The sequence below is a fragment of the Citrobacter sp. Cpo109 genome (assembly GCF_030332565.1).
Lineage (GTDB): Bacteria > Pseudomonadota > Gammaproteobacteria > Enterobacterales > Enterobacteriaceae > Citrobacter > Citrobacter portucalensis.
The window spans coordinates 126,127-139,004 of record NZ_JAOWHQ010000045.1 but is presented as its reverse complement, the minus strand read 5'-3'; the positions used below and the strand labels follow the sequence as shown (position 1 = coordinate 139,004).

The following is a 12,878-nucleotide window of genomic DNA, read 5'->3' as shown; positions in this document are numbered from 1 at the left end:
CGGAGATGTGCTATGTCTGATACCAAACGTAATACCATCGGCAAGTTCGGCTTACTTTCACTCACCTTTGCCGCGGTTTATAGTTTTAATAACGTAATCAACAATAATATTGAGCTTGGTCTGGCATCCGCACCGATGTTTTTCCTCGCGACGATTTTCTACTTTATTCCGTTTTGCTTAATCATCGCTGAATTTGTTTCGCTGAATAAAAACTCCGAAGCCGGTGTCTACGCATGGGTAAAAAGTTCGCTGGGTGGGCGTTGGGCATTTATTACTGCCTACACCTACTGGTTCGTTAACCTGTTCTTTTTTACCTCGCTTTTGCCCCGCGTTATTGCCTACGCCTCATATGCTTTTTTAGGCTACGAATACATTCTGACGCCGTTCGCAACCACCGTGTTAAGTATGGTGCTGTTTGCCTTCTCCACCTGGGTTTCGACCAATGGTGCAAAAATGTTAGGGCCGATTACCTCGGTCACCTCCACGTTGATGCTGCTGCTGACGCTGTCCTATATTTTACTGGCAGGTACGGCGCTGGTTGGCGGCGTACAGCCTGCTGACCCTATCACCGTAGACGCAATGATCCCGAATTTTAACTGGGCCTTCCTCGGTATCACCACCTGGATTTTTATGGCGGCAGGCGGCGCGGAGTCGGTGGCGGTGTACGTCAACGACGTCAAGGGCGGCTCCAAATCGTTCGTGAAGGTCATTATCATTGCCGGAATTTTTATCGGCGTGCTCTATTCCATCTCCTCGGTGTTGATTAACGTATTCGTCAGCAGCAAAGAGCTGAAGTTTACCGGTGGTTCGGTGCAGGTATTCCACGGCCTGGCGGCATATTTCGGCCTGCCGGAGCTGGTCGTTAACCGCTTTGTCGGCCTGGTCTCCTTTACCGCGATGTTCGGCTCCCTGCTGATGTGGACCGCAACGCCGGTGAAGATCTTCTTCTCTGAAATTCCGGCGGGTATTTTCGGTAAAAAAACCGTCGAACTGAATGAAAACGGCGTCCCGGCCCGTGCAGCATGGATCCAGTTCCTGATCGTTATCCCGCTGATGATTATCCCGACGCTCGGCTCCAATACCGTGCAGGATTTAATGAACACCATCATCAACATGACCGCCGCAGCCTCGATGCTGCCGCCGCTGTTTATTATGCTGGCTTACCTGAATCTGCGTGCAAAACTGGACCACTTACCGCGCGACTTCCGTATGGGTTCGCAGAAAACCGGCATTGTTGTGGTGTCGATGCTGATCGTTCTTTTCACCATCGGATTTATTGCCTCTACCTTCCCAACCGGCGGCAATATCATGACCATTATTTTCTATAACGTCGGTGGGATTGTTATTTTCCTCGGTTTTGCCTGGTGGAAATACAGTAAATATATCAAAGGGCTAACCAAAGAAGAAAAAGCTATTGAGGCGGCCCCTGCTTCAGATATCAATTAATGACTAAAACATAATAACAATAAACAATATTCGCCAAGGCTATAACAATAAAAATTAAATTTTATTTGCTTAGGATCGAAGCATGAAAAACATTAGCCATTGTTGCAGGGCAATTATTGCCCTGCCCTTTTTCTGCGTCTCCTCTCTGGGTGCAGAAGAAGTTCGCCCTGCAGAACACGACGACACGAAAACGCCAGAAATATCTTCCCCCTCATTTCGCTTTTATGGCGAATTGGGCATGGGGGGATATATGGATTTAGAAGGACAAGACAAACATAAATACAGTGATGGTACCTATATAGAAGGTGGCCTGGAGATAAAACACGGCTCTTGGTTTGGTCTGATCTACGGCGAGGGCTGGACCGTGCAGGCCGACCATCAGGGCAATGCCTGGGTTCCTGACCATAGCTGGGGCGGATTCGAGGGCGGGCTCAACCGCTTTTACGGCGGTTATCGTACCAATGACGGAACGGAGCTGATGCTCAGCCTGCGCCAGGACTCTTCGCTGGATGACCTGCAATGGTGGGGGGATTTCACTCCAGACCTGGGCTACGTCATTCCCAACACTCGCGACATCATGACTGCCATTAAGGTGCAAAACCTGACCGGTCCTTTGCGCTACAGCGTGACAGCAACGCCCGCCGGACACCACGACGAGAGCAAAGCCTGGCTGCACTTTGGTAAATACGATCGCTACGACGATAAATATACCTATCCGGCCATGATGAACGGCTATATCCAGTACGACCTGACTGAAGGCGTAACCTGGATGAACGGCCTGGAGATAACAGATGGTACCGGACAGCTGTTCCTGACCGGCATCCTTTCGCCCAACTTCGCCGCCCGCGCCTGGCACCACACGGGCCGCGCCGACGGGCTGGATGTGTCCGGCACCGAAACCGGCTATATGGTCAGCGCAATGTATGAAGCGCTAAAAGGCGTTTACCTCTCCACTGCTTATAGCTACGCCAAACACCGACCGGATAGCTATGAGGACGAAACCACTTCCTTTATGCAGTTCGGTATCTGGTATGAATACGGCGGCGGCCGTTTCGCTACTGCCTTCGACAGTCGGTTCTATATGCAGAATGCATCCGGCGACCCGAGCGACCAAATCTTCCTGATGCAATATTTCTATTGGTAACAAGGACCGGAATACCATGAACATGAAACCTATTCTTACGCCGCTGGCCTGTACCCTGCTGATGAACTTCTCCGCACATGCCGCCAGTGCTAACGACTTTAAAAACATCATTAATCGCACCGGTGCGCCGGGCTACATGCATGACTACGATCACGACGACCACCAACGCTTTAATCCATTTTTCGATCTTGGCGCCTGGCACGGTCATTTGCTCCCGGACGGCCCTGCAACGATGGGCGGCTTTCCAGGCGTGGCGTTGCTGACCGAAGAATACATCAATTTTATGGCCAATAATTTTGACCGTCTGACGGTGTACCAGCACGGTAAAAAGGTCGATTTCGCGCTTGAGGCCTACGGCATTCCCGGCGCGCTGGTGCAAAAGCTGTCATCTAAGCATGTGCAAATAGAGATGACGCTGCGTTTTGCCAGCCCGCGCACCTCGCTGCTGGAAACCAAAATCACCAGCAACACGCCGCTGGATCTGGTGTGGGACGGCGAGCTGCTGGAGAAACTGGAAGCCAAAGAGGGAAAAGCGCTGTCGGATAAAACCATTGATAGCGAATTCCCTGGCTATCAGCGCAAAATCACCGCCACGCACGACGGTCTGAAAGTCACCTTCGGTAAAGTGCGCTCAACCTGGGATCTGCTCACCTCCGGTGAGTCGGAGTATCAGGTGCATAAATCTGTCGCTATGAAAACCACGGTTAACGGTCATCACTTTACGGGGAAGGCCCATATCAGCGGTTCGACAACCATTTACACCACCTATTCTCATCTGCTTACCGCCGAGGATGTGGCGAAAGAGCAGCCGCAGATCCGCGATATTCTGGCGCGCCCGGCCTGGTATCTTGCTGCATCACAAAAGCGCTGGGCGGATTATCTGCAAAAAGGCTTAACCAATCCGGATGCCACAACGGAACAAACCCGGGTCGCGGTAAAAGCTATTGAAACGCTAAACGGCAACTGGCGCTCGCCAGGCGGTGCGGTAAAACACAATACCGTGACGCCATCGGTCACCGGCCGCTGGTTCTCCGGCAACCAAACCTGGCCGTGGGACACCTGGAAGCAGGCCTTCGCTATGGCGCACTTTAACCCGGAGATTGCCAAAGAGAATATTCGCGCCGTCTTTTCATGGCAGGTTAAACCCGGTGATCCGGTACGCCCGCAGGATGCCGGATTCATCCCCGACCTGATTGCCTGGAATCTCAGCCCAGAACGCGGCGGCGACGGCGGTAACTGGAACGAGCGCAACACCAAACCCAGCCTGGCGGCCTGGTCGGTGATGGAGGTCTACTACGTCACCAAAGACAAGGCCTGGCTCGAAGAGATGTATCCAAAGCTGGTTGCGTATCACGACTGGTGGCTGCGTAACCGCGATCATAACGGCAACGGCGTGCCGGAATACGGCGCTACCCGCGATAAAGCCCACAATACCGACCGCGGCGAAATGTTGTTTACGGTGAAAAAAGGCGACAAGGAAGAAACGCTCTCCGGGCTTAACAACTACGCCACCGTGATCGATAAGGGCCAGTATGACAGCCTGGAGATCCCAGCGCAGGTTGCCGCCTCGTGGGAGTCCGGTCGTGACGATGCGGCTGTATTCGGTTTTATCGATAAAGATCAACTGGATAAATACGTCGCGGGCGGTGGAAAACGCAGCGACTGGGTGGTGAAATTTGCCGAAAATCGCAGTAAAGACGGTAATTTGCTGGGTTACTCGCTGTTGCAGGAGTCAGTTGATCAGGCCAGCTACATGTACAGCGACAACCATTATCTGGCGCAGATGGCGACCCTGCTCGGCAAACACGAAGAGGCGCAGCGCTATCGCCAACTGGCGCAAAACCTCGCAGATTACATCAACACCTGCATGTTCGACCCGGAAACAAAATTCTTTTACGACGTTCGTATTGAGGAGCAACCGCTGGCAAACGGCTGCGCGGGTAAACCGATCGTCGAACGTGGCAAAGGGCCGGAAGGCTGGTCGCCGCTGTTTAACGGTGCAGCAACGCAGCCCCATGCGGACGCGGTGGTTAAGGTGATGCTCGACCCCAAAGAGTTCAACACCTTTGTCCCGCTTGGCACGGCGGCGCTGACCAACCCGGCTTTCGGCGCGGATATCTACTGGCGCGGGCGCGTCTGGGTGGATCAGTTCTGGTTCGGGCTAAAAGGGATGGAGCGTTACGGCTATCGCGATGACGCGTTAAAACTGGCGGATACCTTCTTCAGCCACGCCAAAGGCCTCACCGCCGACGGTCCGATTCAGGAAAACTATAACCCGCTGACTGGCGCACAGCAGGGCGCACCGAATTTCTCCTGGAGCGCGGCGCATCTCTATATGCTGTATAACGATTTTCTTAAAAAACAGTAATCTGTGACATAACGCCGGATGGCGCTTCGCTTATCCGGCCTACAAAGACACATTTTCACCGGCCGGATTAGGTGCTTGCACTGCCATCCGGCATATTCGTCCTCTGGCTCCACTCCTTTTTTGAATCCCATCACAATCACGGCATTCCTCTTTTCCCTTTTACGCGGCGACGGCTAAATTATTAACTCATCCGACCACATAACAATAATTTTACATACTGGACACCTTTATGAGCTATCCGTCGCTATTCGCTCCGCTCGATTTAGGCTTCACCACGCTTAAAAACCGCGTGCTGATGGGTTCAATGCATACCGGACTGGAGGAATATCCCGATGGTGCAGAACGGCTGGCCGCGTTCTACGCCGAGCGCGCCCGTCACGGCGTAGCGTTAATTGTGAGCGGAGGTATTGCGCCTGCGCTTTCCGGCGTGGGAATGGAAGGCGGTGCGATGCTGAACGACACCAGCCAGCTTGCTCACCATCGCGTCATTACCGATGCTGTGCATGATGAAGGCGGCAAAATCGCCCTGCAAATCCTGCACACCGGGCGTTACAGCTACCAGCCGCATCTGGTGGCGCCTTCTGCCATTCAAGCACCCATTAACCGCTTTACGCCACATGAATTAACGCACGATGAAGTGCTGCAGTTGATTGAAGATTTTGCCCACTGCGCACAGCTGGCGCGGGAAGCGGGCTACGATGGCGTGGAAGTGATGGGGTCGGAAGGGTATCTGATCAACGAATTCCTGACGCTGCGTACCAACCAGCGCGATGACCAATGGGGCGGTGAGTATGCCAACCGCATGCGTTTTGCCGTTGAGGTGGTGCGAGCGGTACGCCAGCGTGCCGGGAATGACTTTATTATTATCTTCCGCCTGTCGATGCTCGATCTGGTGGAAAACGGTGGAACCTTCGACGAAACCGTCCAGCTGGCGCAGGCTATAGAAGCCGCGGGAGCCACCATTATTAACACCGGTATTGGCTGGCATGAGGCGCGTATTCCCACTATCGCTACCCCAGTACCGCGCGGTGCGTTTAGTTGGGTGACGCGTAAGCTGAAAGGGCATGTGACAATCCCACTGGTCACCACCAACCGCATTAACGATCCCCAGGTCGCCGATGACATTCTGGCCCGTGGCGATGCCGATATGGTGTCGATGGCCCGTCCGTTCCTCGCTGATGCCGAACTGCTGTCAAAAGCGCAAAACGGACGAACGGATGAGATCAACACCTGTATCGGCTGTAACCAGGCCTGTCTGGATCAGATCTTCGTCGGCAAAGTCACCTCTTGCCTGGTCAATCCGCGCGCCTGCCATGAAACTAAAATGCCGATTGTTGCGGCAGCTGTGCAAAAGAACCTGGCGGTTGTCGGTGCGGGTCCTGCGGGCCTCGCCTTCGCCATTAATGCCGCAGCGCGCGGGCATCACGTGACGCTGTTTGACGCACATGGCGAGATTGGCGGGCAGTTTAATATCGCCAAACAGATCCCCGGCAAAGAAGAATTCTATGAAACCCTGCGCTACTACCGTCGGATGATCGACGTGACTGGCGTGACCCTGAAGCTGAATCACTTTGTCAGCGCACACGATCTGCACACCTTCGACGAAGTGATCCTCGCCAGTGGGATCGAGCCTCGTATGCCACCGATCGAGGGGATCGATCATCCAAAAGTACTGAGCTATCTCGACGTTCTGCGCGATAAAACGCCAGTGGGTAAACGCGTGGCGATCGTGGGCAGCGGCGGGATCGGTTTTGATACCGCAATGTATCTGAGTCAGCCCGGCGAACCCACCAGCCAAAACATAGCGGAGTTCTGCGTGGAATGGGGGATCGACACCAGCCTGCAACAGCCAGGCGGCTTACGCCCGGAAGGTCCGCACTTATCCCGCAGCCCGCGCCAGATAGTGATGCTGCAGCGAAAAGCCAGCAAACCGGGACAAGGTTTAGGTAAAACGACGGGCTGGATCCATCGCGCCACCCTGCTCTCACGCGGCGTAAAAATGATCCCGGCAGTCAGCTATCAGAAGATTGATGATAATGGGTTACACGTTGTGTTGAACGGTGAACAGGTGATCTTTAACGTGGATAACGTGGTGATTTGTGCCGGACAAGAGCCGCGCCGTGAACTGGTCGATCCGCTGCACGCGGCAGGTAAAACGGTGCATCTGATCGGCGGCTGCGATGTGGCGATGGAACTGGATGCCCGACGCGCTATTGCGCAGGGCACCCGACTGGCGCTGGAAATATAACGTCATGTTTTTCGTGTGCCGGATAAGGCGTTAGCCGCCATCCGGCACTCTGCACCGATTTGCCTGATGGCGCTCTGCTTATCAGGCCTACAGAATCAGGCAGATTTATACTGTAGGCCGGATAAGGCGTTAGCCGCATCCGGCACCCGCTATTACCGACGACGACCGGTTTTAACCGCCTTCAGCACCACGAATTTATTATTGGTGGCGATGGTTTCGCAGTTGCCGAAAATCTTCTTCAGCTTGTGGAAGTAGTCGAGGTGACGGTTAGCCACAATGTACAGCTCGCCGTTGATTTTCAGGCAGCGGCGGGCGTGGTGGAACATTTCCCAGGCAATGTTATCCGTCAGCGCATGCTTCTGATGGAACGGTGGGTTGCACAGCACGGCGTTAAAGCGGAAAGGTTCGACGCCAGACAGCGCGTTGTTAATCATAAACTCGCAGCGATCCAGCGCTTCAGGCATGTTGCTTTCCACGTTCAAACGGCTTGAAGCCACCGCCATCGGCGATTCATCAACAAATACCACGCTGGCTTCCGGGTTCTTCGCCAGCAGCGTCATACCGATAACACCGTTACCGCAGCCGAGATCAACAATCTCCCCTTCGAGGTTTTCCGGCAGATGCTCGATAAAAAAGCGCGCGCCGATATCCAGTCCGGTACGGGAGAAGACGTTGGCGTGGTTATGGATAGTCCAGTCGGTGCCTTCCAGCTTCCAGCTGAGCGTCTGCGAGGCAGCGGCCAGCTCCGGTTTGCTGAACGTACAGTTGATCAATCGGGCTTTTTTCCACGCCAGCGTAGTGGTGGTTGGACCCAGCACTTTTTCAAACAGTTCCAGCGTCGAGGTATGTACATCACGCGCTTTTGCCCCGGCGATGATGCGCGTTTCTGGCGTTACCACTTCGCGCAGCGCACGCAGTTGCTGCTCCAGCAGCGCCATGGTTTTTGGCAGCTTAATCAGCACCACGCCCGGCGCCTGCGGATAGTCAGCGGTACTGTCGAGGAACTTGACGCTCGACTCGGCAATGTCGTTGTGACGCAGGTTCTCGCGTGTGGCAAGCTCGCTGAGATAGGAATCGCCGATGCTGTACGGCGTATGTTCCGCCAGCGCACAGCCCAGCGCGCCGAAGGTATCATTCAGGATCAGCACCGGGCCGCTAATCTCGGTATCGTCCAGCTGTTGCAGCAGATATTCATCTGCAGCTTCCCACGCCAGCAGCGGGTTAACGTCATCCGTTTCCGGGAAACGTTTAAGTGACAGCGAACGGAAACCGTTGTCTATGTGGCTCATCGGCCCTCCTGAATGGTAAAATTTCGGCGTATCCCTGAAAAGGGTGCGTGAGTATACACTTTTATGATTTGCGTGGACATGAATGAACCAACTAACTTACCTCCAGGGCTACCCGGAACATTTGCTTTCTCAAGTGAGAACGCTGATTGCTGAGCAGCGTCTGGGCGCTGTGCTGGAGAAGCGCTATCCGGGTACGCATGACTTCGCGACCGACAAAGCGCTCTGGCAATATACCCAGGATCTGAAAAATCAGTTTCTGCGTAACGCCCCGCCGCTAAATAAAGTCATGTATGACAGCAAGATCCACGTTCTGAATAATGCGTTGGGGCTGCATACCGCCGTCTCTCGCGTGCAGGGCGGTAAGCTCAAAGCCAAAGCGGAGATCCGCGTCGCCACCGTGTTTCGCAGCGCCCCAGAACCCTTTTTACGCATGATCGTCGTTCATGAACTGGCGCATCTGAAGGAAAAAGAGCACGACAAAGCGTTTTACCAGCTGTGCTGTCATATGGAGCCTCAGTATCATCAACTGGAGTTCGATACCCGCCTGTGGTTAACGCAACAATCGTTAAAGCAAACTGCGTAGTCGCGCACTGGCTTTGTCTTCAGGGCATGCTAAATTGACGAAAGAATCCCATTTCGCAGCCTGAAGGCCTTTATGATACGTTTCGCAGTAATTGGCACAAACTGGATCACCCGCCAGTTTGTCGATGCCGCCCATGAAACCGGCAAATATAAGTTAACCGCAGTCTATTCTCGTAGCCTTGAGCAGGCGCAGACCTTCGCCAACGATTACCCAGTCGAACATCTGTTTACCTCGCTGGAAGCGATGGCGCAAAGCGAGGCGATCGACGCCGTCTACATCGCCAGTCCAAACTCTTTGCATTTCCCGCAGACTGAGCTGTTTTTGCGGCACAAAAAGCATGTTATTTGCGAAAAGCCGCTGGCCTCCAACCTGGCGCAAGCTGAAGCCGCTATCACCTGCGCGCGTCAAAATCAGGTCGTGCTATTTGAAGCGTTTAAAACCGCCTACCTGCCTAACTTCCTGCTGTTACAGCAATCGCTCCCAAAAGTTGGAAAAATCAGGAAAGCGTTTATCAATTACTGCCAGTACTCCTCGCGCTATCAGCGCTATCTGGACGGTGAAAACCCGAACACGTTTAATCCGGCGTTCTCCAATGGCTCGATTATGGATATCGGTTTTTACTGCCTGGCCTCAGCGGTTGCGCTGTGGGGCGAACCGCAGAGCGTTCAGGCCAGCGCCAGCCTGCTAGAAAGCGGCGTGGATGCCCACGGCGTGGTGGTGCTGAATTACGGTGATTTCAGCGTTACGCTCCAGCACTCAAAAGTAAGCGACTCGGTATTAGCCAGTGAAATTCAGGGCGAGTCGGGATCGCTGGTCATCGAGCATATCTCCGAATGCCAAAAGGTGTGCTTCGTGCCACGCGGGGGAAAAACGCAGGATCTGACGACGCCTCAACACATCAATACTATGCTGTATGAGGCAGAGGCTTTTGCCCATTTGGTTGAATCCGGCGAAGTGGATCACCCGGCACTGGCCGTCAGCCGTATCACCGCCAAACTGCAAACGGAGATTCGCCGCCAGACCGGCGTGTTTTTCCCGGCAGACGAAGCGGAAACATCGCTGACTGCGTAAAGGTGTGTAAAACGAATGTTGCAGGCCATTGACTGAATGCATGGCCTGTAATATTTTGTAACCCGCAAAGGGGAGTAACTTCGTTGTCGGTTGATCGTCATTACGATGTGTGAAAAACCACATCCGGTCGCCGGGCGATAACAAAGGAATACGCCACCGTATTCCTTTGTTGTTGTAAGTGAGACCTTGCCGAATGGCAAGGTCTATGCATAAAAAGCAGCGGCTAATGCCATTCGGCGTTGGCCGTTTTTTTTATGCATGGGGAAATACAATGAATACTGTCGGCACACCGTTGTTATGGGGTGGCTTCGCTGTCGTAGTGGTAATTATGCTGGCCATCGACCTGCTGTTGCAGGGTCGTCGTGGCGCACATACGATGTCAATGAAGCAGGCTGCGGCCTGGTCAATCGTCTGGGTAACGCTGTCGTTACTGTTTAACGCCGCCTTCTGGTGGTACCTGGCAGAAACCCAGGGGCGCGCCGTTGCCGACCCACAGGCGCTGGCGTTCCTTACCGGCTATTTGATCGAAAAATCGCTGGCGGTAGATAACGTCTTTGTCTGGTTGATGCTGTTCAGCTACTTCTCCGTACCGCCTGCGTTGCAGCGTCGGGTACTGGTGTATGGCGTGCTGGGTGCGATTGTGCTGCGTACGATCATGATCTTCGCGGGCAGTTGGCTTATCACCCAGTTTGAGTGGCTGTTGTACGTGTTCGGCGCGTTCCTGTTGTTTACCGGCGTGAAGATGGCGCTGGCGAAAGAAGATGCCTCCGGTATTGGCGACAGACCGTTAGTACGCTGGCTACGCGGTCATTTGCGCATGACCGATACCATCGAAGATGAAAAATTCTTCGTGCGTAAAAACGGCCTGCTGTTTGTTACGCCGCTGATGCTGGTGTTGATTCTGGTTGAGCTGAGCGATGTGATTTTTGCCGTCGACAGTATTCCGGCTATCTTTGCCGTGACCACCGACCCGTTCATCGTGCTGACCTCGAACCTGTTTGCTATTTTGGGTCTGCGTGCGATGTACTTCCTGCTGGCGGGCGTGGCGGAGCGTTTCTCCATGCTGAAGTACGGCTTGTCGGTCATTCTGGTGTTTATCGGTATTAAGATGCTGATCGTCGATTTCTACCATATCCCGATCGCTATCTCGTTAGGCGTGGTATTTGGCATTCTGTTTGTGACGCTGATTGTTAACGCGTGGGTCAACCACCAGCACGATAAAAAACAGCAAATACAGTAAGTTTCATCTGCTAGCTGAAAAGCCCGACAGCACACTGCGTGCGTCGGGCTTTTTGTTTATCATGTCAAAATAATGTTAAGTTAAAGTTATAAAATATGATCTCAACGCGGAATCCAGGATATTTCGCTTCCAGAACCCCGTTCTTTCCTTATACTCAGCCATGCAAACATTTGCCCCATCCAGAAAGATGCGTCAACAGAACGCACAAAGGTAAGGCAACAACACAATGAAAGGATCACGACATGACTACGCAACGTTCATCGGGGCTACTCTCGCGTTTGGCGCAAGGGAGCCTGGTTAAACAAATTTTGATCGGTTTGGTACTGGGGATTTTACTGGCACTGGTGTCAAAACCTGCGGCTGAAGCCGCTGGTTTGCTGGGTACGCTGTTCGTCGGCGCATTAAAAGCCGTCGCGCCAATTCTGGTTCTGATGCTGGTGATGGCTTCTATCGCCAACCACCAGCACGGGCAAAAAACCAATATCCGCCCTATTCTGTTCCTCTACCTGCTCGGAACATTTTCAGCGGCATTAACCGCCGTTGTCTTCAGCTTTGCTTTCCCATCAACACTGCATCTTTCCAGCAGCGCGGGGGATATCGTACCGCCGTCCGGGATTGTTGAAGTGATGCGCAGCCTGCTGATGAGCATGGTTTCTAACCCAGTTGATGCCCTGCTTAACGCTAACTATATCGGTATTCTGGTATGGGCCGTTGGTCTGGGCTTTGCACTGCGCCACGGTAATGAAACGACCAAAAATCTGGTCAATGATATGTCCAACGCCGTCACCTTTATGGTGAAACTGGTGATTCGTTTCGCGCCAATCGGTATCTTTGGTCTGGTCTCCTCCACGCTGGCAACCACCGGTTTCGCAACGCTTTGGGGCTACGCCCAACTGCTGACCGTACTGGTAGGCTGTATGCTGCTGGTGGCATTTGTGGTCAACCCGCTGCTGGTCTTCTGGAAAATTCGCCGTAACCCATACCCGCTGGTGCTGGCCTGTCTGCGTGAAAGTGGTGTGTATGCCTTCTTTACCCGCAGTTCGGCGGCAAATATTCCGGTGAACATGGCACTGTGTGAGAAGCTGAATCTGGATCGTGATACCTATTCGGTGTCTATTCCGCTGGGAGCCACCATCAATATGGCGGGCGCGGCGATCACCATTACCGTACTGACGCTGGCGGCGGTGAATACGCTGGGTATTCCGGTCGATTTACCGACAGCGCTGTTACTCAGCGTGGTGGCTTCGCTGTGTGCCTGTGGTGCATCGGGCGTGGCGGGCGGTTCTCTGCTGCTGATCCCGCTGGCATGTAATATGTTCGGTATCCCGAATGACATCGCCATGCAGGTTGTTGCCGTTGGCTTTATCATCGGCGTATTGCAGGACTCATGTGAAACGGCGTTGAACTCTTCTACAGACGTCCTGTTTACCGCTGCAGCCTGCCAGGCAGAAGACGAGCGTCTGGCAAATAACGCCCTGCGCGGCTAATC

Annotated in this window: 9 protein-coding genes; 8 read left to right on the top strand and 1 reads right to left on the bottom strand. The window is 53.6% G+C overall.

The genetic code is table 11. The features are described 5' to 3' along the window. The first annotated feature begins 12 nt into the window (after positions 1-12). From OGY71_RS05125 to OGY71_RS05110, 4 genes are all read left to right on the top strand, one after another. Positions 13-1,446: an amino acid permease gene (locus OGY71_RS05125; RefSeq protein WP_003828538.1), complete on the top strand. Its 1,434-nt coding sequence runs from the start codon at positions 13-15 to the stop codon at positions 1,444-1,446. An 82-nt stretch (positions 1,447-1,528) separates the two neighbouring features. Beyond that, entirely contained in the window at positions 1,529-2,590 is a 1,062-nt protein-coding gene (gene ygjJ, locus OGY71_RS05120) for a protein YgjJ (protein WP_003828540.1), read from the top strand. Positions 2,591-2,606: 16 nt separating this feature from the next. After that, complete coding sequence (gene ygjK, locus OGY71_RS05115) at positions 2,607-4,958, top strand: alpha-glucosidase (protein ID WP_267440826.1); 2,352 nt, start codon at positions 2,607-2,609, stop codon at positions 4,956-4,958. A gap of 229 nt (positions 4,959-5,187) precedes the next feature. Beyond that, a complete protein-coding gene (locus OGY71_RS05110; protein WP_286612931.1) occupies positions 5,188-7,206 on the top strand; it encodes an oxidoreductase in 2,019 nt (672 codons plus the stop codon). Between the two features lie 152 nt (positions 7,207-7,358). Here the strand turns inward: OGY71_RS05110 and rlmG are convergent, their stop codons facing one another. Beyond that, positions 7,359-8,495, bottom strand: a complete 1,137-nt coding sequence (rlmG, locus tag OGY71_RS05105) for a 23S rRNA (guanine(1835)-N(2))-methyltransferase RlmG (protein ID WP_003828544.1) — start codon at positions 8,493-8,495, stop codon at positions 7,359-7,361. Between the two features lie 82 nt (positions 8,496-8,577). Here rlmG and OGY71_RS05100 point away from each other — a divergent pair, with 82 nt between their 5' ends. The 4 genes from OGY71_RS05100 to sstT all read left to right on the top strand — a co-directional run bounded on the left by OGY71_RS05100 (position 8,578) and on the right by sstT (position 12,876). Continuing rightward, a complete protein-coding gene (locus tag OGY71_RS05100) occupies positions 8,578-9,078 on the top strand; it encodes a M48 metallopeptidase family protein (RefSeq protein WP_003828546.1) in 501 nt (166 codons plus the stop codon). Positions 9,079-9,150: 72 nt separating this feature from the next. After that, positions 9,151-10,149: a Gfo/Idh/MocA family protein gene (locus tag OGY71_RS05095; protein ID WP_126956998.1), complete on the top strand. Its 999-nt coding sequence runs from the start codon at positions 9,151-9,153 to the stop codon at positions 10,147-10,149. 271 nt (positions 10,150-10,420) lie between these two features. Beyond that, complete coding sequence (locus OGY71_RS05090; RefSeq protein WP_003828551.1) at positions 10,421-11,389, top strand: TerC family protein; 969 nt, start codon at positions 10,421-10,423, stop codon at positions 11,387-11,389. A gap of 242 nt (positions 11,390-11,631) precedes the next feature. After that, positions 11,632-12,876, top strand: a complete 1,245-nt coding sequence (gene sstT / locus OGY71_RS05085) for a serine/threonine transporter SstT (RefSeq protein WP_003828553.1) — start codon at positions 11,632-11,634, stop codon at positions 12,874-12,876. The last annotated feature ends 2 nt before the right edge of the window (positions 12,877-12,878 follow it).